Consider the following 26,289-nt stretch of genomic DNA (forward strand, 5'->3'; position numbering starts at 1 on the left):
CTAAAGTGTACCACTTTTTTCGTCAGTCTCAACTGTTTATTCTTCTGTCATTGATTTGATGCTAGCTTCAAGCGCAGCAATTTTTTCTTGTGCTGCTTCGTTTGAATCACCTTTGACACCAATATAAAATTTGATTTTTGGTTCCGTTCCAGAAGGACGGATCGCGATCCAACCGTCTTCTTCTAGTGTATATTTCAATACATCTGAAGGTGGAGTCGTTAGTTTTTCTACATTTCCTTGGGCATCTGTTTTTGTTAGTGCCTTGAAATCTTCTGTTTTTAACACTTTTTCTCCGGCAAATTCAGTTGGTGCATCTTTTCTGAATTTCTCCATCAGTGCAGCAATTTTCGCTGAACCTTCTTGACCACTCATTGTGACTGAGATTGTTTTTTCTGCATAATAGCCATACGTTTCAAAAATCGATTGTAACCCATCATAAAGGGTCTTATCTTGTTTTTTATAAAATGCAGCAACTTCTGCTAATAATAATAGTGCTTGAATCGCGTCTTTATCACGAACGAATGGTTTGACTAAATAACCGTAGCTTTCTTCAAAACCAAACATGAATGTATGCGCCTTTGTTTCTTCAAATTGTTGGATTTTTTCAGCAATAAATTTGAAACCAGTCAAGACGTTCATCATTTCTACACCATAATGTCTAGCGATTGCGGTCGGTAGTTCACTTGAAACGATTGATTTCAAGACCGCTGCATTTTCTGGCAGTGTTCCTTTTTCTTGATGAGCTTCCAGGATATATTGGACAAGCAAAGCGCCGATTTGATTTCCTGTCAATACTTTGTATGAACCGTCTGGCAAACGTACAGCTGCACCTAGACGATCAGCATCTGGATCAGTAGCAATCAATAGATCTGCACCTTCTTTTTCGCCTAAACGGATTGCATATTCAAAAGCAGAGTGTTCTTCTGGATTTGGTGATTTGACTGTGGTGAAGTCTGGGTCAGCGACTGCTTGCTCAGGAACCAAGACAAATTGTTCAAATCCCGCTTGAGTCAACGCACGCTCACCTAACATTTTGCCTGTTCCGTGTAACGGCGTGAAGACTAGCTTCAATTCTTTCCCTAACGTTTCTACTAATTCATGATTGATCGTCACTGCTTTGATTTCTTCCAAGTACGCTTGGTCGATTTCTTCACCGATGATCGTGATCAAATCACTATTTTTTGCTTGTTCTTCTGCTAAAACTTCTACTTTTAATGGATTGCTGATGTTTCGTACATATTTTGTCAATGCGTCTGCATCAGCAGGCGGCATTTGTCCACCATCTTCGCCATAGACTTTATAGCCATTATATGCCGCTGGATTATGAGAAGCTGTAACCATGATCCCAGCGAATGCGTTAAGATGACGAACCGCAAATGAAAGCTCTGGGGTTGGTCGTAAGCTTTCAAATACAAAAGATGGAATACCATGTTGTGCTAAAGTTTTTGCCGCTTCCATCGCAAATTCTGGCGATTGGTGACGTGAATCATAAGCGATCGCTACTCCACGTTTTTTTGTTTCTGCTCCTTGTTCATCCATAAATTGTGCAAGCCCTTCTGTTGCTTGACGTACAGTATAGATGTTCATTCGATTGATTCCAGGTCCTAAGATCCCGCGCATTCCTGCTGTACCAAATTCCAAAGGTGCGTAGAACGCATCTTCTAATTTTTCAGGATTTTCACTTAATTCTTTTAATTGTTTTTTTAAATTTTCTTCTAATGATTCTTCAGTTGCCCATTGCTCGTAAACTTGTTTCCAAGACATGAAGCTGACACCTCTTTCTAAAAATATGTTCCTTTCTAAGTATAGCATTCTCTTTTTAGATAGCAAAGCATAAGAAAAAGAGGTCGGGAAAGAAGTAATCAGCCTCGAGAAATAAGGCGCCATCCACGAAAATTTTCTTCAAATTTGTGTGGATGGCGCCTTATTTCCGAAGAGGTTACTTCTGTTCCCGCCGTTTATTCGATTTTAGGTGGTACAAGAGGACTAATGTCCCAGACATCTTTCATTTTTTAAATCATTAGTTATCCTTGAGCGTTTGGCATTTCTTCTAAAGCTTCCAAGTATTTATACACTTGTTGCCCAGCAATCCCGCCATCGCCTACTGCTGTGGTGATTTGGCGTAGATCTTTTTCTCGTACATCGCCAATAGCAAACACACCAGGCATATTCGTACGCATATCTTGATCTGTTGGAATCCAGCCAGCAGCATTCGTGAGTCCGGCTTTGCGGAAAGGTTCAGTTAATGGATCTAGTCCAACGTAGATGAACACACCGTCAGCTGCTAATTCGATTTCTTCCCCTGTTTTTGCGTTGTGCCCTTTGACACCAGTAACGACCATATCATTTCCGATGATCTCATCAGTGATCGTATCCCAAACAAATGAGATTTTTTCGTTCGCAAATGCGCGATCTTGGATGATTTTTTGCGCTCTTAGCTCATCACGACGATGAACGATAACGACTTCTGAAGCAAATTGTGTCAAATACACAGCTTCTTCTACCGCAGAATCGCCACCACCGATCACGACTAAGCGTTTGTTACGGAAAAATGCACCGTCACAAACCGCGCAGTAAGAAACACCACGTCCAGCATATTCTTCTTCGCCTGGTACCCCTAATTTACGATGGATACAACCAGTTGCAATGATGACTGTTTTCGCTTCGTAACTTTTGTCTTCACAGATGACTTCTTTATAGTTGCCATGATCTTTGATATCTTGGACAATACCGTAGACATTTTCAGTTCCAAATCGTGAAACACCTTCATACATTTTATACGCAAGGTCTGGACCCATGATCGAATCAAATCCAGGATAATTTTCTACTTCTGCGGTGTTGTTCATTTGCCCACCAGGTGCCCCTTGTTCGATCATTGCTACTGATAAGTTTGATCGTGAAGCATACAAAGCAGCGGTCATGCCAGCAGGTCCTGCGCCAATTACGATTACATCATACATATGTAGATTCCTCCGTTTTAAAATCAAGTAAGCCTACTTTACAGCCAATCACACAAAAAGTCTATTGTTTTGCCTACGAGTTTCGAATAGATATATTATACTCGAAATCGATAGACAAAAACAATAGACATTCTTATTCTATCCTATTTGTTCGCTAGATTTTCACCATTCGAAGCAATCACTTGTTTATACCAATCAAATGATTTTTTCTTTGTTCGTTTCAATGTACCATTACCTTCATTGTCACGATCAACGTAGATAAAACCATAGCGTTTCTTCATTTCACCAGTTCCAGCAGAAACTAGATCGATACATCCCCAAGTCGTATAACCTAAAAGATCAACACCATCTAATTCGACTGCATCTTTCATCGCTTGGATGTGTGAAGCAAGATATGAAATGCGATAGTCATCTTCTACATAGCCATTCTCATCCGGAGTATCTACCGCTCCCAAACCATTTTCGACAATAAACAATGGTTTTTGATAACGATCATAAATATCATTCAAGGTTACCCGTAAACCTAATGGATCAATTTGCCAGCCCCATTCGCTTGCTTCTAAATAAGGGTTTTTCGTTGATTCAAAGATATTTCCTGCGGTTTGTTCTAATAGTTTTGGATCGGTTGTTGAAACACGAGAAGAATAATAAGAGAATGAAATAAAATCAACGGTATGTTGTTTCAATAATTCTAGGTCTCCTGGTTCCATTTTGATCTCGATGCCTTGGCGTTCCATTTCTTTTAGTGCATATGCTGGGTATTCTCCTCTTGACTGCACATCGATAAAGAAGTAGTTTTCACGATCTGCTTGGCGTGATGCCCAGACATCTTCTGGTTTACATGAATAAGGATAATAAGCCCCTGCAGCTAACATACAACCGACTTTATTCTCAGGGTCGACTTCATGCGCGATTTTTGTGGCAATCGCACTCGCTAGTAACTCATGATGAGCTGCTTGATATTTGACTTGCTCTACATTGTCGCCTTCTTCAAAATACAAGCCAGCCCCCATGAACGGTGCATGTAAAATCATGTTGATCTCATTAAAAGTCAACCAGTATTTTACTAATCCTTTGTAGCGGTTAAAGATCACGTGGCAAAGATTTTCATAGAATCCGACTAATTCACGCGAACGCCATGCCCCATATTCTTTGACTAGATGCATTGGGCAGTCAAAATGAGTAATCGTTACTAAGGGTTCGATTCCATACTTTTGACATTCTTTAAAGACATCTTCATAGAATTTCAACCCTTCTTCGTTTGGCTCTTTCTCATCACCTAATGGAAAAATACGGCTCCAGGCAATCGATAGACGGTAAGTTTTAAAGCCCATTTCTGCAAATAAGGCAATATCTTCTTTATAGTGATGGTACATATCGATGGCTTCTTTTGCTGGATAAAAATGTTCGTCATCAAACTCAAACATTTTTTGTTGACCGGTAATCACTGGAAAACGATCTGGACCAATCGGCACGACATCTACGTTAGCTAAGCCGCGCCCGCCTTCGTCGTATCCACCTTCACATTGATTGGCAGCTGTTGCGCCACCCCATAAAAAGTCTTTTCTAAATCCCATCGTTGTTATACTCCTTCCACTACACGTTTTTCTGACAATTTTCTTGCTAATTCATCTTGCACTTCGATGCCTTCTGCTGTTAGACGATCGATGGCTTCTTTAAATTGTGGTAAATACTCTTGATGAGCAATAAATAATTCATCCATCATACGTTTTGCTGTTTTACCAGAACGAACTAATGGGTTGATCGTAAATGCTTGTAACGCTGTCCCGTAATCACCTGTGACAGCTGCTTCGATTGTCAACAACTCCATATTTTTCATCACTTGTAACCAGCCACGTTCCGCTGTAGGTAATGAACCAAAAGCAACACTTCTTGCTCCTTGCGCGCCTACATACGCTGTTACTTCAACGACACAGTCTGCTGGTAGATCAGGCACGGCCCCATTGTTTTTCGTTGAGACAACGATTTGAGTTTCTTTATTGCCATAGATCGAAGCAATCGTTTCACACGCGGCATCCGAATAATAGGCACCGCCTCGTTGTTGTAATTGTTCGGGTTTATGATCGAGTTGCGGATCTTTGTATAGCTCAAACAATTCCGCTTCTGTTTGTTTGACTTGTTGTGCTCGCGTTCCGATCGTGTGGTATTCTTCCAACGCATGCTCCAACATTTCTTCTTCACGATAGTAATAGCGGTGATAGCCACAAGGAATCATTTTCATTTGATCTAGTTGTTCTCTAAAGAATGGCACATCGAATATGTTTTTTGGCAACCCGTTATCTTCCGCATAAAGTTGTTCGATCAAATCCTCCGTACGATCATTTCCTTTTGCATCCGCTACTTTGTGCCAATGAAAATGGTTCAGCCCAGCAAATTTATAAATCAACTCTTCTTTCTTTTCACTGATCATGACTGGCTCTGTCATCATTGCCATTACTGGAACATTGCACAATCCAATCACTTTGTTCCATTTCCCATAACGAACGACTGCTTCTGTCACCATACCGCTTGGATTAGCAAAATTGATCAACCAAGCGTTCGGACAAAGGCGTTTCATGTCTTCCACTACTGCTAAAATGACTGGGATCGTACGAAATGCTTTGAACATCCCCCCAGCTCCATTGGTTTCTTGGCCCAACATGCCGTAGTACGCTGGAATACGTTCGTCTTTTACACGAGCATCCAATTGACCGACTCGAAATTGTGTAGTGACAAAGTCCGCATCTTTCAATGCTTCTTCGCGATCTAAGGTAGCATAGATTTTCACGTCATATGGAGAAGCATCCCACATCCGTTGGGCCATTTCACTGACGATCGCTAGTTTTTCACGCCCAGCTTCGATATCGACTAACCAGATTTCACGAATCGGCAATTCATCGTAACGTTTGATGAATCCTTCCATTAGTTCCGGTGTGTAACTACTTCCGCCACCAATTGTCGCGATCTTGATTCCTTGATTCATACACTCACTCCTTCGTCTTTTTTACAACTCTATTATCATTTTTGTAAATAAAAGTCACAATACTTTTTGATGAATTTGAATAACCATTTACAAAATGATCGATATTCTTGCAATTTTTTGTAAATTTATTGCGCATAACAAAAAGAAAAATAATGAAAAAAACCAAATAAATCCTAATTTTTTAATCAAAATAAGTTAGTAAAGGAATCACTTCTCTTTTATTTGTTTCATTGACACACCATATAATACCGTTTACAATTATTTTACATACTTTTAACAAAAAACGTAAAAAAGAGGATCGAATTATGCTATTAAAGGAAAAGCTCAAACAAATCAACTTTTCACCTTCAGAAAGAGAAGTCATCCGTTTTCTCCAAGCCAATGAAACAACTCTGGCTGATCGAACGATTCAACAAATTGCTGAAACTTGCTATGTCCATCCTTCGACTTTGATTCGGATCGCCAAAAAAATGGGCTTTCATGGTTGGGTGGATTTTAGAGATGCGTTCATCGCTGAAACAGAATATCTGCAAGGAAACTTTCAAGAAGTGGACGCCAATCTCCCTTTTTCCGAAAATGAAGGCATCATGACGATTGCCAATCGGATTGCGGCACTTGAACGTATGACGATCCAAGATACGTTATCCTTATTGATGCACGACGATCTCCAACAAGCAAAACAACTTCTGCTGCGATCGAATAAAATCATATTATTTTCGAGTGACACTAACACATTGATCGCTCAATCATTCAAATTGAAAATGAATCGAATCAAACAAGAAGTGACCATCGTGCCAACTTCTGGTGAGTCTTATTACGATGCCTACAATTGTCAGCCTGAAAACTGTGCGATCTTGATCTCTTATACGGGAGAAAATCAGATGATGCTTCGGACTGCTGAGATTTTGAAAGAAAAAAATGTTCCGATTTTATCGTTGACGAGCATCGGTGAGTCAAGTTTGTCCACAGCGAGCGATGTGGTATTGCGACTGACCACACGTGAACGATTGTACTCAAAAATCAGTAGTTTCACGATCAATACGTCGATCTCCTATTTGTTGGATGTTTTATATAGTTGTGTCTTTGCTGAACATTATCGTGAGAACCTCGATTATTTGATCGAAGTCGGGCAAAAAGTCGATACACGGCAGATCAGTTCATCCATTATGAAAGAAGAACTATTTACCGATTCAATCGCAGATGGCGATTAGTCTACTTTTATAGCGGGAACGATAAGAGAGATTCATTTAGAACAAAGTTGCTCCTTGAAATCTACTCTCTAATTAAATAGCTGAACTTCTAAGAAAATAAGCCGTAACATCCAAAATATGAGAGGAAACCCTCGGATGTTACGACTTTTTTGGGAATCTGGTACTTAGAAACATTCTCCTGTGGAAAAATGCTTTTTAATACTAAGCTAACTTTCTAAAACCTTGATCTTAAAGGCTTTGAACTCATCAAGTCAACGCTGTGATTAACTCATCCCCATTCGTCACGATCTTCGATTGATTCTCGACGATATCGAGGTAATCTGCTGAATTAGTAATAATGACAGGGGTTTCTACACTATAGCCTGCGCTTTCGATCGCATTGATATTAAATCGCAATAAGACGTCTCCTTGTTTCACTTTATCCCCTTGTTTCACAAAAGACTCAAAATGTTTCCCTTGCAATTGTACAGTATCTAACCCAACATGGATCAATAGTTCTAATCCACTTTCAGAAACTAAACCGATAGCATGTTTTGAAGGGAATAAGGTCATCACTGTTCCATCAAATGGTGCAACGACTTCTCCTTTTTCTGGATAGATCAAGATTCCTCGTCCTAATGCACCTTTAGCAAATGCTTGGTCTTTTGCTTCGCTTAAAGATGCAATACCTCCTTGGATCGGTGTTTTGACGATTTCTTTGATTTTACTTTCTTTTTTCTCAGGTACTACTTCTTCCGTATCTTTCCAGAATAAGAAAGTCAAAGTAAACCCAACGACTGCAGCGATCGCGATGCCAATAAACGCATTGTACATTCCACTTGCATCACTTCCGCTGATAAAGTTGACAACCCCAAAAATACCTAAGCCGCCCATTGTGTAGCCGGTCGTACCGCTCATCATAAGAAAGATACCAGAAAGTGAGCCACCGATCATTGAATAGATGAACGGCATTTTTTTAGGGAGCGTGATTCCATAGATTGCTGGTTCTGTGACACCAAAAATTCCGGAGATAAACGCAGGCATACATAAGGCTTTCATTTTCTTGTCTTTAAACTTGAAGTACATTGCTAATACAACGGCGGTTTGTGCAAAACTTGCCCCAAAAACACCTACAAGCATTTGACTTGAGCCATTTTGTGCCAACTGCATGATCGCCAAAGGAATGATACTCCAATGTAGACCGAAGATAACTAATACTTGCCAGAAGAAGCCTAGAACCCCACCATATAATGCTGGTGAAAAATCCATCAATGCTTGGAAACCTGCACTCAACCACTCTGTTAATAAGCTAACGATTGGACCAATCACCAAAAAGCCAATCGGTAGAGCAATCAATAAGACCATAAACGGCACAACGAACGTTTGAACAACTGTTGGAACGATCTTCTTCGCAAATTTTTGGACTTGTCCGGCAAAAGCAATGATAAAGATAACAGGAACGACGCTCGATGTATAAGAAGCACCAACCCAAGGAATCCCCAAGAAACTTTCATATGCAGGTAAACCCAAGAGACTTAATGGCGCAGAGGCTCCTTGATTTGCTGCTTCAAATCCACTTTGTAATGCCGGCCCTTGCACGGTCGGATAGACAAGGGCTGCACCGATCACGATGCCGACCATTGGATTCAATTTGAATTTTTTAGCTGCTGTATACCCTAAAATAACTGGCATGAAATAAAAGATCGAATCACCGATCCCATTTAACATGATATAAGTTCCGGAAGTCTGTTCATAGAATCCTAAAAAGATAAATAATGCATTCAATCCTTTGACCATCCCGGCAGCTGCTAAAGCTCCTAAAAAGGGCTGGAAACAACCACTTAAAATATCGATCAAACGATTAAATATATTGCCTTTCGCAGGGGCTAATTCCGCATCCTCTGAAATCCCTGCTACGCTTAATACATCTGCATATACGTCTGGTACATGATTACCAATGACTACTTGGTATTGCCCACCGCTTTTCATGACGGTCACGACACCATCCATATTCTTCAATGTCTCGTCATCTGCTTTACTTTCGTCTTTTAACCGAAAACGCAAGCGAGTCACACAGTGCGTCAAAGTACTGATATTTTCTTTTCCGCCAATATATTTCACTATTTCTTTTGCTAAATCTTGGTATTTTCCCATGTTCTTTTCCTCCAATTGTTTGATTGAAGGTTTAGCCAACTCAATGTCACTATCCTTTGGTACTCATTCGTTGAACCCACGACCCTCCTTTTAGTGATTTTTTAAATGATTATTATCTGCCAAACGAGCCAGATGGATCGTTAAGTAGACAATTTCATCGTCTGACATATGATAATTAAATGTTTCCTGTAAGAATAAAGCGATTTTGTCCACGCAGCCAGAAGCCGTTTGGTATTTTCGCTGGATCATCTGGATCAGCTCTTCCTCGACCTCACCTTCTTGGGTAAGGGACGTGTTCATCACACGGCTAAGAAAAAAACGAAGATGCGTGACAAATCGGAAAAAATAAATCGATTCTTCATCAAAGGGTGTCTGATAATAATAGCGAACGATATTCAAAATATCCTGAATGGTTTTCGTAAACTGGTACATATTGTTCATACTATCTTGTTCTGATTGTGCATTGACTAAATGAAGGGCAATGAATCCAGCTTCATTTTCGGATAAATCAAATCCATATTTATGATGGACTCTTTCAATCGTTTTTTTACCTATTTGGTATTCTCTCGGAAATAATTGCTTGATATCATATAATAAAACATTCGGTAATCCAACGCCGGTTTTATAACGTTTGATCGCATTGTATAAATGATCGGTCAATGAAATATAAATGGATTCATTCAATGTCACATCTAACTTTTCTTTCGTATACTCGATGATCTCATAGGAGAGTTCGAGGTATTCCATCGGAATATCCTCCGCTAATTTTTGAAAATGCCTCGACAGTCGATCATCTGTCAAATGAAATTCTTTATCCACACCCGCTTCTAAAATAGCATCACCAATCTTTTTTTTGAATGCTAATCCTTTTCCCATAACGATCATTTCTCGATTTAATTTGTCCCTTGTGACAACGACATTATTATTTAGAATTTTTTCAATCCGCATAATATCCCCTTTCTATGATTGTCACTCCTAAAAAAAACAAAAAAACCCAAAAAGTCGGCCATGGAATCGATTCATGGTGACTGATTAGGTTTAGCTTGCGTGATGCAATCACTATCCAACAGTATGTTCTTTTCTTCATAGTAGCGAAACAATTTTAAAATGTCAACGCTTTCTTTTTTATTATTTCTATAATTTATTAAAAAAATTATTTCACGTTAACATGGAAACTACCACTCCCCCAGAACAGCTATTAATCAGACAGTAAGAATAGCCGACTGACTGTTTATGATTTGAATCCCACTGCTGTCAATCAAATCATAAAAAATAAGCCTTGATCCTCAAAATTTGGCACGTTTTTGGGGATTCAAGACTTATGAGTGGAGGCTAACTATTTTTATCACGGTTTACGATACAAGTGTTTCAAAAACAGATACCTTTATTCTTCCCTGTTACTCACTTTGTAATTTGTACATATCTGCGTATAGCCCTTCTTTGGCTAAAAGTGTCTCATGATTCCCGCGCTCCACGATATGTCCGTTATCTAATACGAGGATCAACTCTGCATCGCGAATCGTTGACAGACGATGGGCGATGGCAATCGTTGTCCGACCTTGACGCATCTTCGCAAGTCCTTCTTGGATCAACACTTCTGTTTCTGTATCGATATTCGCAGTTGCTTCATCCAGAACCAAGATTTTAGGATCCGTTACAATCGTTCTAGCAAACGTGATCAATTGGCGTTGCCCACTTGAATAGCTTGCCCCTCTTTCAATCACTTTAGAATGATACCCTTTCGGTAAATCTTCGATGAACTGATTCGCTTGGACAAACTCAGCGGCTTCGCGTATTTGTTCATCTGTGATTTCGGGATTCATCATCCGGATGTTTCCAGCGATATCCCCATAAAATAAGAACGCATCCTGTAATACTAGACCCATTTTATTGCGTAATTCAGCGATCGGATATTCCCGAATGTCATGGTCATCAATCAAGATCTGTCCTTCATAAAACTCATAAAAACGCATCAACACATTGATGATCGAACTTTTTCCACTTCCTGTATGTCCGACTAAAGCGACAGTTTCTCCTGGATTAGCAACAAATGAAATATTGTTCAATACATTGTTTTTTCCATCATAAGAGAAACTGACATTGCGAAATTCGATTTTTCCAGCAGTGATCGCCCGATCCGCTGATTCCTTTTGCTGTGGTGCATATTCTTCCGTATCCATGATTTTCAAAATACGACTTCCTGCGACTGTTCCGTCCGTAAACACACTCAAAAAGTCCATCATTTGTGACATCGGATTAAAGAATCCTTGAACATAGGTGGTGAAAGCAAAGATCAAACCGACTTCAACTGGCGAATGTAACGCATCAAGTCCGAACAACGTCAAAGTCAAGGCAATTGCTAAAGCATATAAAAAACTGATGATTGGACTCAAAAGAATCGAATTTGTCTTGATCATGGCATAGCGAGTCGCCAGATACTCTTCATTGACTTTCTCAAATTCTTTTGCTAAACGCGATTCTTGACGAAATTGTTGGATGATCCGCATCCCAGAAATCGATTCATTCAATTTTGTGTTCAATTGACTCAAGCGTTCCCGCATATTGCGATAGATCCTTGAACTGAATTTTTGGTAATACCAAATCACTATACCAAGTATTGGCAAGAAGACCAGACACCATAACGCAATTTTCTCATTGATCTGGAACATCGCGATAAATGACGAGACGACCGCAAAAATACCTGTTAAAACCATCAGAAAAACATACCAAAATTCAAACAAGGTTTCAGTATCATTCGTCACACGAGAAACGGTTGATCCTGCAGGTGTTTGATCAAAATAACGCATACCTAACGTATGCAGTTTCTCAAATAACTTCACCCGGATATGCTGGTAGGTCTTCAATGAAGCCATCGAATATAAATACCATTGGAAAAACCAAATGATACTTTTGATAATGACCCCAAATAGATAAAGCCCTGCAAAGAAAAGGATGACTTGTGTCGTTGCTGACTGCTTCGCCAAATGATCATCCATGAATGTTTGGATGATCCTTGGCAATAGCACATTGATGACTGATAATACTAAAGCAAATAAAATCGCAATGATGAATGTCGAGCGAAAGGGTTTAGCAAATTGCATCAACCGTTTAATGATCGAAGCTTGTTCTTTATAGGTCATGGATTTTGACCATTCCGACTGATATTGATCTTCCATTATTCGCCACCTCCTTCAATTTTTGCTTCTAATTGTTGTTTCTGCCACATTTGTTCGTACCAACCACCAAGAGCTAACAACTCTTGATGTGTGCCACGTTCAATGATCCGACCATGATCGATGACGATGATTTCATTGGCGTGCATGACACTACTTAAACGATGAGCCGCAATGATCGTTGTTTTGTTTTTCCGTTCTGCTTTAAGGTTACGTAAGATTGCTTCTTCTGTCTTAGCATCAACAGCGGATAATGCGTCATCCAAAATCAATAATTCGGGACTTTGGATCAATGCACGAGCAATCGACAACCGTTGCTTCTGTCCACCAGAAAGGGAGACCCCACGTTCACCGACCATTGTCTGGTACCCTTCTGGCAGTCCTTTGATTTCTTTGTTGATATACGACAATTCCGCTGCTTCTTCCACTTCTTCTGGTGATTTCTGTGGATTGGAGAAGCGAATATTATCTAGGATCGTCATCGAAAACAAGAAATGATCTTGTGGCACATAACCAATCGAGCGCAACAAGGCATCTAGTGAGTAATCTCTGATCGTTCGTCCGCCAAATTTGATTTCTCCTTGATAATGGTCATACTCACGCATCAATAATTTGATGATCGTGGTCTTACCGGCACCTGTTTTACCAACGATACCTAACGTATCACCTTCATTGATCGCAAATTTGATGTGTTCTAATGCTGGCTGTTCATCGTCTGGATAGGTAAATTGTGTGATTGCCACATTCAACTCACCTTTTGCTGGTGTCATTTCTGCTCCTACTTTTTCGACGATATGTGTTTTCTCATGCAATAGTTCATTGACACGATCATACGAAGCATTCCCTCTCTCTAGTACATTGAACAGACGCCCAATCGCAAACATCGGCCAGACAAGCATGCCGATATAACTGATAAAGGAAACCATCTGTCCAATTGAGATCGTACCATCCAAGACATAACTTCCACCTAAAATAATTGTCGCCACATATGACAAGCCAATGATCAATGTGATGAATGGATCAAAAAGCGCATCTAAAAAGTTTACTCGCTTATTTTTCTCAATCGCATCATCGATCTTTTCTTGGAAATCTTCCAAGTCTTGTTTTTCTTGACCAAAAGTTTTGATGACTTTGACACCTGTGATACTTTCTTGCGTTTTATCGTTGATACTTGAAAAGGCTTCTTGTGAATCACGAAACGCATCATGTAATTTTGAGCCTAAGATCCTTGAAGTAACTGCTAATAATGGCAATGGGATCAACGCAATCAAAGTTAAACGCCAATCGACGAATAGAACCATCGCAATGATCGTCGTTCCTCCAGTGATCACTGAATCTGCAAATGTTAAAATTCCTGCACCAGCCACATTTTGAATCGCGTTCAAATCATTTGTTGCATGAGCCATCAAGTCACCCGTCCGGTATTTTTGATAGAACAAACTATCCATTCGCGTAAAATGAGCAAATAGACGCTGGCGTAATTCTTTTTCAAGCCTAGCTGCGCTGCCCCAAATGTTCATTCGCCAAATATAGCGAAAAAGATATTGCAAAAAAGCTGCAATGATCAATACACCTATCCACAATGCAATGATTTGCATCGAGATATTTTGATCGGCGATTTCATCGATAATGATCCCGATGACTTTAGGTGGGATCAACTGCACTAATGCCACTGCGAACAAAGAAAATACGCCAATCAAATAGTGCTTCTTCTCTTGTTTAAAAAACCAACCCAATTTTCTGAAAATCGACATATATTTCCTCCTTCTAACTCCTAAAAATTCCATTTATTTCCGAGGTTGAATTACATCCTCAGATATCGTTGATCACAATCGAAAAAATATGATCGTCATACAATTTATAAAAAATAATCATTGATCGGTATGAATGCGCTTTTCTCAAATTGAGAAAAAGAAAAAAGCGAGCTGAAATCAATCAGCCCGCTTTTTGATGTTGTCGAATAAGAACCTACTTCTTCCCTTGGTTCTTCATCTGCTGCATCATCTGACGAATTTTCTTTTCAGATGGTTTTTGCCCCATAGACATCATCATTGATCTTAACATTTCCTCATTAACGGGAGGATTTTTTTCTAAGTAATCTTTCATATATTTACGCGCAAGAAAGAATCCACCGACTGCGCCGATTAACAATGCAATAACTGCAATAAGTACAACGATTCCGTTTGATACCATGTAAATCTCTCCTTTCCTTTTCCTAATTGCTCTCAATGATTCATTTTACTAAAACTTACAAAAAAAAGAAAGGCGTTTTCTTAAGAATATGTAAAAAAAGTCATTTTTATTTCATGATTATACAAAAACACCTATTTAGAAAGCGAGCCACATTTAATTTTTAGGTTAGCCGAATTTTTTTCTTTTATTTTTTCGTCTCTGGGTGTAGAATGAATTCGAAAAGAAATAGAAGGGTGGTTTTCATTTGAATAATCACGAGAATAAACATAAATGGATTGAACACACTAATGGGTTATCCCTTTCAGAAGTAAACGGTACGGTCAAAGTACCAAAAGGAAAAAGTTTCTTCCGCACCTTACTTGCCTATTCCGGACCTGGCGCACTCGTAGCAGTCGGCTATATGGACCCAGGTAATTGGTCAACATCGATCACCGGTGGCCAAAATTTCCAATACTTACTGATGTCAGTTATTCTGATGTCCAGCTTGATTGCTATGTTACTACAATATATGGCTGCCAAACTTGGGATCGTCAGCCAAATGGATCTAGCACAGGCGATTCGTGCTCGTACGAGTAAAACGTTAGGGGTCATTCTTTGGATCTTGACCGAATTAGCGATCATGGCGACAGATATCGCTGAAGTCATTGGTGCAGCGATTGCTCTATATTTATTATTTGATATTCCGTTGGCAATTGCTGTCTTTATTACCGTCTTGGATGTCTTTGTCTTGCTTCTTTTGACAAAGATCGGTTTTCGTAAAATTGAAGCGTTAGTTGTCTGTTTGATTTTCGTTATTCTATTTGTCTTTGTCTACCAAGTGGCGCTTTCAAATCCTGACTGGAGCAGTCTATTCAAAGGCTTTATTCCTAATAGCCAAACATTTGCTGAAGAACCAAAAATCGGTGGAGAGACTCCATTGACTGGAGCTTTAGGGATCATTGGTGCAACTGTGATGCCCCACAATCTCTATTTGCACTCTGCTGTTTCCCAAACCCGTGAGATCGATCGAAAAGATCCAGAAGATATTGCAAGAGCGGTTCGTTTCTCGACATGGGATTCCAATATTCAATTAACGATGGCTTTCGTTGTCAATGCACTTCTTTTGATCATGGGGGTTGCCGTCTTTAAAACTGGTGCAGTTCAAGATCCCTCTTTCTTTGGTTTGTATGAAGCACTTTCTGATCCATCTGCCATGAGTAACGGTGTCTTGATCGCCGTAGCAAAATCAGGCATTTTATCAACCTTATTTGCAGTAGCACTTCTTGCTTCTGGTCAAAATTCAACGATTACCGGTACATTGACTGGACAAGTCATTATGGAAGGCTTTATCCATATGCGCATGCCGATCTGGTTACGCCGTTTAGTAACTCGACTATTATCCGTCATCCCTGTGCTACTTTGTGTCTTGTTCACTAGTTCTAAAGGCACGATCGAAGAACATACAGCACTTAATAATCTAATGAATGAGTCCCAAGTATTCTTAGCTTTTGCCTTGCCTTTTTCAATGATTCCTTTATTGATGATGACCAACAGTCAAGCAGAAATGGGCAATCGTTTCAAGAATTCTCTGATCGTCAAAGTACTCGGCTGGTTTTCCGTTATCAGTTTGACGTATCTAAACTTACGTGGACTCCCAGGACAAATTGAAGCTTTCTTCGGTGATCAAGCTTCTAGCTCGACGATTGCCTTTGCTGATCAAGTTGCCTATATCATCATTATTGCTGTACTCGCCTTACTCGCTTGGACGATCGTTGATCTTTATAAGGGAAATAAACGCTATGAACAGCGTTTACAAGAGTTGTCGTGAGTTATTCACCCTCTAAGCAGGACAAAAAAGAAGCATAGGTTTTGACCTTTACTTCTTTTTTGTGGTTACTAAATTAGACAGTTCTATTTTTCATCATGAAGATAAATAACTACCACGACAATAGCTATGATCGTAAAAACAACCATCCACCAGATTCCAGTCTGAAAATTAGTAGTAGTCGAGACAATCAATGACAAACCAATTGGTCCACTGGTGCATGGTATTCGTCAAACTACTTGCGATACCTGCTAATTCGTCAGGTGCTTCATAGATACCAGCAGATGTCACTGGCGCTAAAATCATTCCTTGTCCTAATCCAAGGATCATCATAGGAACAAAGATCGTTTGCCAATAACCATTAAACGGGTTCGAAACCGCTAGTAAAATCAACCCTATTGCTAGTATTATTTCTTCAACAAACAATATCCTATTATTTTCAAATCGTGTAGTCATTCTCGGCAACTGCATCGCAATAATAAAATCAACTATCTTTAGTGGTAGAAAAGCAAATCCTGATTGTAACGCTGAAAATCCATATTGACTTTGCATCATTTGAGGTAAAAAGAACCAAAATGGCAGCATCACCATCATAAATAAGAGACGAGTAGCATAGGCACCAGAACGTATCTTATTTTTAACAAATCCGAGAGGAAGCATTGGCGAAGAAGTCCTTCGCTCCCAGAAAATAAACAAACCAAAAAATAGGATATCAATTAATAAAAAGTTGCTTTTCCCTTCAGTAAGACCGTAGATGATTCCTATCAGTCCGAGGATCGATAATAAACTTCCTAAATAATCAATACGTTTCCTTCGACGTTCCGAAGGACTCACATATTTCAATGTTAAAACCACTAGCAAAAGAGTAAATGGCACATTTATCAAGAAACCAGCGCGCCAAGAAATCAAGCTAGGCAATCCCCAACCAACTAACAAACCAATACTTGAACAAATTCCCGCAGTTGCTCCATAATAAGAGATCGCACGTTGCCTCATATTATTTTGATAAGCATCCATGAGCAATGCTAAAGATGTCGGAGCAATGATGGAACTACCTACTCCTTGGACACCACCCATCATGATCAACATTTCTGCTGTTTGTGATAATCCAATAAGCAATGAACTTATCCCAAAAATAAATAAACCAACTAAAAGAATTCTTTTTCTTCCGAATCAATCAGAAAGGCGACCACTTAATAGTAAAAAACCACCAAAAGTATGCGTATATGCACTGGATACCCATGAAAATGCTCTTGCAGATAAAGCTAAACTTTCTCCTATCTGCATAGAACTAGTAAAAATAATAGAATTATCCATTAAAATCAAAAAATAGGATAATAAAGTAATTGGTAAAATGACACCAGATTTTTCTTTCTTCAAATTCCCTAACTTCTTTCTATTGCTTTTATTGTTTCGTCCTTTCACATTCGATTGTTTTAAGCTTTTATCCCTTTCACAAATCAATAGTCATCTATCATTTTTCTGTAGCCAACATTCTCTCCATAAACCATTCCACTTGTTGTGGTGCACATGGTCATGCTGTGTCGATCAACTGATATCCTGCTTTGATGGCTTGATAAACCGCTTCTACTGTTTCTTCTAGTGGTCCAAATCCCATTGTTAAGGTATCTCTACACCATTGTTCAATTTGATTGCGTTGATATTATTTCCTCCTTTTCTTCTTTACCTTTTCTATCCTAAACCTTGAAGTTAGATCCATAGCAAGAAAAAAATTTTTACTTTTTTTGAACCCATAATTTTTCGACTTTATCTGAAGTCATTTCCCCAGCCTTGAACTTCGCAATAAAGTTCATCATACGTTTCGATCTTATCAACCAGCAATTCTCTCACTTCCTGCATCTCCTCTAGTTCTTCTAACTGATCAACTAAAATCTGCTTTTGCGCTTTTTCCACTTTTGTGCATCACGTAATTGAGCCAAGTGAGCAACTTCAATGAGAGATTCTACAGATAAACCCGCATTACGTAAATTTTTTTGCTAAGTAAATCCAATTTAGGTCATTTGTTATGTAATCCCGATATCCACTCTCATTACAACTAACCGGCGGTATGACTCCTACACGTTCATAGTAACGGAGCGTATCCACACTAAAATCAAACATGTCAGCTGTTTTTTTGATATTTATTCCATCACCTTCCACTTCTATATAGGTTATCATAAACCCTAAAGTCAACTCCAAGGCAAATGATAATCAACAAATTTTCTTTATTTGATTGGTTTTCTTTTATTATCCGTTTCTTTCAAAATAAACATAACCTTATCCTTTTGATTTAAAATCAAGTGAACAACGAGAACAGAAGCAACTTCTTCAAAAAATAAGGCGTCACCCACAAAAATTGGAAGAACAAATTTCGTGGATGGCACTTTATTTCGCGAGGCTGAACACTTGTGTCCCGACCTCCTTTGTCAGTTGCTCTTAAACATGTATTTATCTTACAAAAAATACGACTGACTTAGCCTTCTACATCTGCTAATAATTCCGGGAATACTTCTGGATCGAAGGTTTCAGCTTTGAACATCGCAATTTCTTTTCCATAAGGGCATAAGCCAATTTTTTATCTTTTCCGACATATGGTGTTTCAAGAATCTTTGAAACATCTTTGAACATTGGTTCATGGACGATTTTATTCAATGCATCAAAACCGATCGTACCAAAGCCGATATTGGCATGGCGGTCTTTATGTGAACCTTGTGGATTTTTTGAATCATTGATGTGTAGTACTTTTAAGCGATCTAAACCAATCACTTTATCAAACGTTTCAATGACGCCATAAAAATCATTCGCTACATCATAGCCGGCATCGTTCGTGTGGCATGTATCAAAGGTGACTGATAGCTTTTCATTCAACGTCACTCCCTCGATGATCTGTGCCAACTCTTCGAACGTTCGGCCGATTTCTGTGCCTTTTCCTGCCATTGTCTCTAAGGCGATTTGTGCGGTCTGTTCTTTCGTCAAGACTTCATTTAGCCCTTCAATGATCCTTGCGATCCCTGCCTCTGCTCCAGCACCGACATGTGCGCCTGGGTGCAATGTGATCTGAGTTGCTCCTAATGCTTCCGCTCGAACGATTTCTTCTCTTAAAAATTGCACAGCAAATGGAAACATCTCTGGTTTCGTTGTATTGCCTAAATTAATGATATACGGTGCATGGACCACTAGATTCTTCAGTCCATTTTCTTCCATATATTGTTTTCCAGCTTCAATATTCATTTCTTCAATTGGTTTTCTACGGGTATTTTGTGGTGCACCCGTATAGATCATAAAGGTAGAAGCACCATAGCTGGCTGCTTCTTCTGCAGCACCTAGTAACATCTTTTTACCGCTCATACTGACATGTGAACCTAATAACATCGTACTCCTCCTATAAAGCCCTCTCGGCTAGTCACTCAGTGAATGGATTTGTTCACTCTTCTTTTATCTTAACTGAAACGGATTTGAAAGAAAAGTTTGAAATCTGTCCAATGATCCGAGCAGATACAAAATAACTAGAAGTATTTTTAATGTTTTCTCAAAACCAAAGGTCAAAAAGGACACAAAAAAAGCCATGTCTGTTTTTTTGTTCTATTATTTGCTATAATTAGCGAAATAAAACCATTAGTTGAGGTGAAACCTTTGCCACGTAATAATACACGAAGAAAACAAGCACGACAAACAAAAGAAAAGTGGTTTGTTCCTAAGGTCATTTTTCGCGTTTTTCAATCATTAACCGTTTTTATCATGGTTCTTATCATTCTATTCGCTGCATTAGGTATGGGAGTTGGTGCCGGCTATTTTGCGTATCTAGTTGAAGATACAAAGCTACCTTCCAAATCTGAGTTACAATCTGAGTTAGGCAATATAACTGAAACATCAAAACTTGTTTATGCCGATAATACAGAGATCTCGACGATCCAAACTGATTTAATGCGGACAACTGTCCCTTCAGATCAAATGTCGCCTTATTTAAAATCTGCGATCATCAGCACAGAGGATGAATATTTTGAAGAACATAAAGGCTATGTTCCTAAAGCGGTGATCCGAGCACTTTTCTCTGAAGCAACTGGGATCGGCTCATCTGGAGGATCAACACTGACCCAGCAGTTAGTCAAGCAACAGATCTTGACCGATGAAACAACCTTTAAGCGTAAAGCAAATGAGATTCTATTGGCTGCACAAGTCGAGAAACATTTTACTAAAGACGAAATCATCTCCACTTATTTGAATGTTTCACCTTTCGGAAGAAACAATAAAGGCCAAAATATTGCCGGTGTCCAAGAAGCTGCGCAAGGGATTTTCGGAGTCAATGCGAGCGATTTATCCTTGCCACAAGCGGCATTTATCGCAGGTTTGCCACAAAGTCCGATTACTTATAGCCCTTATACCAATACAGGTGCATTGAAAGAAGACCTTACTGCCGGCTTAGAAAGAAAAGACATCGTGCTATTTAGCATGTACCGTGAACACCAAATCACAAAAGAACAATATGAAGAAGCAAAAGCCTATGACTTAACAAAAGATTTCTTAGGTCAACAAGTGGCAGAACAAACTGACCGTAACTTCTTATATTACACGATCATGAATGCCGCGACCGATATCATTGCTAGACAATTGGGAGAAAAAGATAACGCAGATCTATCCGATACAGACGTCTACAATGCTTACTATCAACGTGCAGAACAAACGATTCAAAATCAAGGCTATACGATTCATTCAACGATCGACAAAGGCATCTATGATGCGATGCAAGCAGGTGTTGCTAATTATGGTTACTTACTTGATGACGGAAAAGGCACTCCTGTTGAGACTGGTAACGTTCTGATGGATAATAAAACCGGTCGAGTTTATGGATTTGTCGGTGGTCGTAATTATGCGCTGAACCAAAATAATCATGCTTTTGATACTCAAAGACAAGCCGGCTCATCGATCAAGCCGATGTTGGTTTATGGCCCAGCGATCGATATGGGCTTAGTTGGTTCAGAATCACGTGTTTCTGACTATGCAACTACTTGGCAAGAAGGCTCAAATGCCGGAGAAGACATCGTCAATGCGACGAATAAAGGATCAAATACCTTCCAAACGGTTCGTGAATCATTGGAATGGTCGAACAATATCCCTGCTTACCATTTATATCAAGATGTTTTGAACAATGGCGGCTCAAAACAATACGCCTACGAAACGTATCTATCAAAAATGAACTATCCTGCAAATGCCAACTGGGGTGTTGAATCGGCCCCACTGGGAACAGTCGATGTCACCACTCTTCAACAAACCAACGGCTTCCAGGCATTAGCAAATAATGGTGAATTCCAGCAAGCGTATATCATTGATGCGATCACTGACAACGATGGGAATGTGATTTATCATCACGAAGTTAAACCAGTGCGTGTCTTTTCCGAAGCCGCCGCTTCGATCGTCAATGATATGTTGCGTAGCGTTATCAATGAAAAAATCACCACACCATTCAAAGATGATATCACTAGTCTCAATGGCAGCTTAGGGCAAGCGGACTGGATCGGTAAAACTGGTTCAACGAATGATTACCGAGATTCATGGTTAGTTGTCTCGACCCCTTCTGTCACGATCAGTAGTTGGGCAGGACACGATGATAATACCGGAATGGATGCCCAAGCAAGATTACGTTCATCCAAATATTTAGCGAATTTAATCAATCAAGTGTATCAAGTAAACCCAACGATTTTTGGTACCGATCAGAAATTCACACTTGCTTCTGATGTGAAGAAAGAAGACGTTTCTGCCTTTACAGGACAATTACCTGGAAAAGTGACCGTGGACCGAAGATCGATCAATACACCTAGCAAAACTGTCGAGTCACTTTGGGCAAAAAATGGTCCTGAAAAAAGCACCTTCAAATTTGGTGTAGGTGGAACGGATGAAAATTACAAAGATTACTGGAATACTGTCGGAACATTCGAACGTGAAAATCCACAGAACAAAGAGGATGACAAAGACGACGATTAACAAAACAATCTGAGTCCACTACTTTTTCTCAAAAAATGAGTCGGATCTTGATAAATGATATCAAGATCTGGCTCATTTTTGTTTTTACTTATCTTTGGTGAAGCTTTGACCCTGCTATTTCCACAAAAAAGTAGCTGAAACGACTATTCTTTGTCATTTCAGCTACTTTTAGTTATCGTTTTATTCGATCAATCGCTGGATGTTTATCTCAATCGATTTATTTCGTTGAACCTTTTTCTTCAATTCCATATGGTAAGATGATTGTTTTTTCTTCTACTTCTTCTTTGTTCATCATTTTTGTCAATAGACGCATTGATACCGCACCCAAGTCATATAATGGTTGCGTAATACTTGTCAAGCGTGGGCGAGCAACTTCAGTCAATAAAGAATTGTTGCTTGTGATGATCTCAAATTCTTCTGGTACTTTGACACCACGGTCAATCAAGCCATCTAAAATACCGATTGCTAGTTCATCATCCGTCACATAAACAGCAGTTGCTCCACTATTATGGATACGTTCTACTAATGACAAGCCATCTCTAAAATTATAGCTTGATTCAAAGATCAAACCTTCACTATAAGTCAGTCCATTTTCTTTCAACGCTTCTTTGTAGCCTTTCAAACGGTTTTGGCCATTAATCGGGTCAATCAATGCACCACTTACAAAGGCAATTTTTTTATTGCCGTTTTTAGCTAATTTAGTCACTGCATCTTTTGTCGCTGAAGTATAGTCGATGTTGACACTTCCTACTTGTTCGTCGGGATCGATCGAACCAGCTAAGACAACTGGAGTTTTTGAACGTGAGAATTCACCACGGATTTCATCTGTGATATGATGCCCCATGAAAATCACACCGTCAACTTGTTTGGCTAAAAGATTGTTCAGTACGTTGACTTCTTTTTGGTCATTTCCGTCTGAATTTGCCAAAATGATATTGTATTTGTACATCGTTGCCACATCATCGATCCCACGTGCTAATGAAGCAAAGAACATATTGCTGACATCTGGGATGATGACTCCAACCGTCGTTGTTTTTTTACTTGCAAGACCACGAGCTACAGCATTTGGGCGATAATCTAAGCGGTCAATGACTTCCAATACTTTTTTTCTTGTAGCTGGTTTTACATTTGGATTCCCGTTGACAACACGTGAAACAGTAGCCATCGAAACATTTGCCTCTCTCGCTACGTCATAAATAGTGATAGTTTGTTTTTCCATCGTTGTTCTCCTATTCTATTTTTATATCTTTTCTGAAAATACGATTTACATTTCTAAAACAGAATATCAAAGATTGACAGAAATTGCAACCGTTTTACTAGCGTTTTCATGAAAAAAATCACCTTTTTCACTTTTAGTCAATTGGTCTTTTTTTACAAGAGTGGTACAATGAATTATCGAAACATGCCATAAATGCGAAAGAAGGATGTCCAAATGAATCTTGAAAAAATCAATGAATTACGCCAATGGATGGCTCAAAAAGAAATCGATCTTGCTTATATCAGTGATCCAGGTCATATCGCCTATTTTGCTGGTTATGAAAGTGAACCCCACGAACGTGTACTAGCTCTGTTTCTTCCACTTGACCAAGATCCTTTCTTGTTTACACCAGCGTTAGAAGTAGAAGATGCACAAAATAGTCCTTGGGCCTATGATGTCCGAGGTTATCTTGATAATGAAGATCCTTGGCTATTGATCGGGCAAGAGATCCGCACCCGTTATCCACAAATAAAAACGATCGGAATCGAAAAAAATGCGTTGACGGTTGATCGCTTTGACGCGTTATCGCAACAAATGACAAGCAGCGTCCGATTTGCTGACCTGACTCCGGTCATCCAACGTCTGCAATTGATCAAAACAACAAAAGAAAAAGAGCAATTGATTGCGGCAGGAAAGTGGGCAGATGTAGCTTTTGAGATCGGTTTTCACTCCATCAAAGAAGGCGTAACGGAACAAGCGATTATTGCTGAAATCGAATATCAACTAAAAAAACAAGGGGTATCTCAAATGTCTTTTGACACGCTAGTTTTAGCGGGGACAAATGCAGCAAGCCCTCATGGAACACCTGGAAGTACCACGATCCAACCAAATGAACTTGTCTTGTTCGATCTAGGTGTCGTATGGGATGGCTATTGTAGTGATGCGACACGAACAGTTGCCTACCAAACACCGACAGAATTTCAAGAGAAAATCTACCAAATCACGCTTGAAGCTCAATTAGCAGCCCAAGAAGCTGTTCGTCCAGGCGTCACAGCCGCTGAACTTGATCAAGTCGCACGTAACGTCATTGAAAGCTACGGCTACGGCGAATACTTCAATCATCGTCTAGGTCATGGTATTGGTACAACTGTTCATGAATATCCCTCACTAGTTGCAGGCAATGATCTAGTGATCGAAGAAGGCATGTGCTTCTCATTAGAACCAGGTATTTATATCCCTGATCAAGTAGGCGTAAGAATTGAAGATTGCGTCTATGTCACAAGTGACGGTTGTATCCCATTTACAACAACACCAAAAGAATTATTAGTAGTGGAGTAAGGTTGTGAAAGAAGCGTTTTGACCTGAGCAGTAAGCTGGGAAATCAGAAAATAGCTTTCTATATTTTTTGATTTCTCAGCTTAATGTTGAAGGTCAGCTTCTTGAACACCGTTTGTCGAGGTTGTGAAAAAAACGTTTTGACCTGTAAATAAGCGATAACCCCAAAGTAGAAACTCTTTTCGGGTTATCGCTTATTTTTAGTTGCTTTTTCTGATATCAGTTAGTTGCCTGTTCATTTACTATTTGTTTCTTTAAATAGAATTTCGTTGTGCCAACAAAAGGCATATTTTCCACCGAAGCAAACACTTCAAAGCCGTGACTTTCGTAAAACTCTCTAGCTTGATAATCTTGTGTATTGACAGTCATATATAAGCATTGATATTCTAATGCTGTTTGTTGAACCGCTTCTATTAATCGTGATCCGATGCCTTCGTGACGGTACGATTGATCTACGCCAAGCAATGATAGATGCAAGGTATTTCCAAATAAAGATGCCACTGCGCCACCGATCCACTTCTCATCCTTAGATGCACTGATTGAAATGGTTTGAATTGTTAAGTGCTCATTTGTAGAAAATGATTGCATATATTGTTCGTTCAGTAGACCAATGATTTTCTTTTCTGTTTCTTCGGATTCGCTTTTCTTGATCTCAATCATTTACAATATCCTCTCCACGTAAGATTAGAGAAAAAAGGACACGAATCAGGTTGTTTCCTGATCGTGCCTTTTCTTGCTCACTTTTTAGTGTTGCTTATTTAAATGTATCTTTTAGATCTTCTTTCGCAGTAGCTGCATCTTCTTTTGCCATTTCAGACAAGATTTTTGCATCTTCAGTTATTGGTTTAGCCTCGTCAATGCCTTCTTTTACAGTACTACCTGCTTGATCTGCTGTATCTTTGATGTCGATCATGATGTCTTCTTTCGCAGCTGTGGCTGTGTCGCCTAAATCAGCGGCAGATTTTTTGAAACGATCAGATAAATCAGCTGATTGTTCTTTCAAGGTCACTAAAATATCTTCTGATTCATCTCCTGCATCTGCTGTTGCGTCTGAGACTGTTTGTTTTACATTACCAGCTAGATTGCCTGCTTGTTGTGAAAGATCTTGCGCTTTGTCTTTTGCGATACTTGTCAATTCAGTTGATTTTTCTTTTGCCATCTCTGTATAATCAGAAGCCATATCTAGAAAATCATCCGCTTGTGCTGCTAATTCATCCCGTAATTCTTTACCTGATTTTGGTGCAAGTAGCAATGCTGCCACTGCTGCGGCTGTACCACCAATCACTGCACCTAGTAAAAATCCACCTTTTTTTGCCATGA

16 protein-coding genes and 4 pseudogenes are annotated in these 26,289 nt (G+C 39.4%); 4 read left to right on the forward strand and 16 right to left on the reverse strand.

Features of this window, described 5'->3' with window-relative positions; all coding sequences use genetic code 11:
• Positions 1-36 precede the first annotated feature (36 nt).
• From CYK55_RS09070 to CYK55_RS09085, 4 genes are all read right to left on the reverse strand, one after another.
• Positions 37-1,764: a phospho-sugar mutase gene (locus CYK55_RS09070; protein WP_126134221.1), complete on the reverse strand. Its 1,728-nt coding sequence runs from the start codon at positions 1,762-1,764 to the stop codon at positions 37-39.
• A 260-nt stretch (positions 1,765-2,024) separates the two neighbouring features.
• Positions 2,025-2,960: a thioredoxin-disulfide reductase gene (gene trxB / locus CYK55_RS09075; RefSeq protein ID WP_034687362.1), complete on the reverse strand. Its 936-nt coding sequence runs from the start codon at positions 2,958-2,960 to the stop codon at positions 2,025-2,027.
• 143 nt (positions 2,961-3,103) lie between these two features.
• Positions 3,104-4,537, reverse strand: coding sequence for a 6-phospho-beta-glucosidase (locus tag CYK55_RS09080; protein WP_019724140.1), 1,434 nt, complete (start codon positions 4,535-4,537; stop codon positions 3,104-3,106).
• 5 nt (positions 4,538-4,542) lie between these two features.
• Positions 4,543-5,943, reverse strand: a complete 1,401-nt coding sequence (locus CYK55_RS09085) for a 6-phospho-beta-glucosidase (RefSeq protein ID WP_034687366.1) — start codon at positions 5,941-5,943, stop codon at positions 4,543-4,545.
• Between the two features lie 305 nt (positions 5,944-6,248).
• Here CYK55_RS09085 and CYK55_RS09090 point away from each other — a divergent pair, with 305 nt between their 5' ends.
• Positions 6,249-7,154: a MurR/RpiR family transcriptional regulator gene (locus tag CYK55_RS09090; RefSeq protein WP_034687367.1), complete on the forward strand. Its 906-nt coding sequence runs from the start codon at positions 6,249-6,251 to the stop codon at positions 7,152-7,154.
• A 246-nt stretch (positions 7,155-7,400) separates the two neighbouring features.
• Here the strand turns inward: CYK55_RS09090 and CYK55_RS09095 are convergent, their stop codons facing one another.
• From CYK55_RS09095 to CYK55_RS09115, 5 genes are all read right to left on the reverse strand, one after another.
• The gene (locus CYK55_RS09095; RefSeq protein ID WP_126134222.1) at positions 7,401-9,287 is read right to left on the reverse strand and encodes a beta-glucoside-specific PTS transporter subunit IIABC; all 1,887 of its coding nucleotides are present in this window, start codon (positions 9,285-9,287) and stop codon (positions 7,401-7,403) included.
• Positions 9,288-9,377: 90 nt separating this feature from the next.
• Positions 9,378-10,235: a BglG family transcription antiterminator LicT gene (gene licT / locus CYK55_RS09100; RefSeq protein WP_019723114.1), complete on the reverse strand. Its 858-nt coding sequence runs from the start codon at positions 10,233-10,235 to the stop codon at positions 9,378-9,380.
• Between the two features lie 449 nt (positions 10,236-10,684).
• Positions 10,685-12,463, reverse strand: coding sequence for an ABC transporter ATP-binding protein (locus CYK55_RS09105; RefSeq protein ID WP_034687370.1), 1,779 nt, complete (start codon positions 12,461-12,463; stop codon positions 10,685-10,687).
• Positions 12,463-14,214, reverse strand: a complete 1,752-nt coding sequence (locus tag CYK55_RS09110; protein ID WP_126134223.1) for an ABC transporter ATP-binding protein — start codon at positions 14,212-14,214, stop codon at positions 12,463-12,465. The genes CYK55_RS09105 and CYK55_RS09110 overlap by 1 nt, the downstream gene beginning before the upstream one ends.
• A gap of 214 nt (positions 14,215-14,428) precedes the next feature.
• The gene (locus tag CYK55_RS09115; RefSeq protein ID WP_010734944.1) at positions 14,429-14,653 is read right to left on the reverse strand and encodes a YneF family protein; all 225 of its coding nucleotides are present in this window, start codon (positions 14,651-14,653) and stop codon (positions 14,429-14,431) included.
• Between the two features lie 244 nt (positions 14,654-14,897).
• Between CYK55_RS09115 and CYK55_RS09120 the strand changes: the two genes are divergently transcribed.
• Positions 14,898-16,460, forward strand: a complete 1,563-nt coding sequence (locus CYK55_RS09120; protein ID WP_034687375.1) for an Nramp family divalent metal transporter — start codon at positions 14,898-14,900, stop codon at positions 16,458-16,460.
• Positions 16,461-16,543: 83 nt separating this feature from the next.
• Here CYK55_RS09120 and CYK55_RS09125 read toward each other — a convergent pair.
• The 4 pseudogenes from CYK55_RS09125 to CYK55_RS09140 form a co-directional block, all read right to left on the reverse strand.
• A pseudogene (locus CYK55_RS09125) lies at positions 16,544-17,837 on the reverse strand (MFS transporter).
• 157 nt (positions 17,838-17,994) lie between these two features.
• Positions 17,995-18,119 (reverse strand): annotated as a pseudogene (locus CYK55_RS13820) (aldo/keto reductase); the annotation flags it as partial.
• Positions 18,120-18,193: 74 nt separating this feature from the next.
• A pseudogene (locus tag CYK55_RS13825) lies at positions 18,194-18,602 on the reverse strand (MerR family transcriptional regulator).
• Positions 18,603-18,930: 328 nt separating this feature from the next.
• Positions 18,931-19,829, reverse strand: a pseudogene (locus tag CYK55_RS09140) (deoxyribonuclease IV).
• 261 nt (positions 19,830-20,090) lie between these two features.
• Between CYK55_RS09140 and CYK55_RS09145 the strand changes: the two are divergent.
• Positions 20,091-22,436 carry a transglycosylase domain-containing protein gene (locus tag CYK55_RS09145; RefSeq protein ID WP_126134224.1) on the forward strand — a complete coding sequence of 782 codons (2,346 nt, stop codon included), beginning with the start codon at positions 20,091-20,093 and terminating at the stop codon, positions 22,434-22,436.
• A gap of 217 nt (positions 22,437-22,653) precedes the next feature.
• Here the strand turns inward: CYK55_RS09145 and ccpA are convergent, their stop codons facing one another.
• Entirely contained in the window at positions 22,654-23,655 is a 1,002-nt protein-coding gene (gene ccpA, locus CYK55_RS09150; protein WP_023520019.1) for a catabolite control protein A, read from the reverse strand.
• Positions 23,656-23,868: 213 nt separating this feature from the next.
• Between ccpA and CYK55_RS09155 the strand changes: the two genes are divergently transcribed.
• Complete coding sequence (locus tag CYK55_RS09155) at positions 23,869-24,972, forward strand: aminopeptidase P family protein (protein WP_126134225.1); 1,104 nt, start codon at positions 23,869-23,871, stop codon at positions 24,970-24,972.
• A gap of 216 nt (positions 24,973-25,188) precedes the next feature.
• On the opposite strand, the gene CYK55_RS09160 is transcribed toward CYK55_RS09155, so the two are convergent.
• Both CYK55_RS09160 and CYK55_RS09165 read right to left on the reverse strand, forming a co-directional pair.
• Positions 25,189-25,629: a GNAT family N-acetyltransferase gene (locus CYK55_RS09160; protein ID WP_034687386.1), complete on the reverse strand. Its 441-nt coding sequence runs from the start codon at positions 25,627-25,629 to the stop codon at positions 25,189-25,191.
• A 94-nt stretch (positions 25,630-25,723) separates the two neighbouring features.
• Positions 25,724-26,287 carry a YtxH domain-containing protein gene (locus CYK55_RS09165; protein WP_126134226.1) on the reverse strand — a complete coding sequence of 188 codons (564 nt, stop codon included), beginning with the start codon at positions 26,285-26,287 and terminating at the stop codon, positions 25,724-25,726.
• Positions 26,288-26,289: the final 2 nt, after the last annotated feature.

This window comes from Enterococcus mundtii (assembly GCF_003957375.1).
GTDB lineage: Bacteria > Bacillota > Bacilli > Lactobacillales > Enterococcaceae > Enterococcus_B > Enterococcus_B spodopteracolus.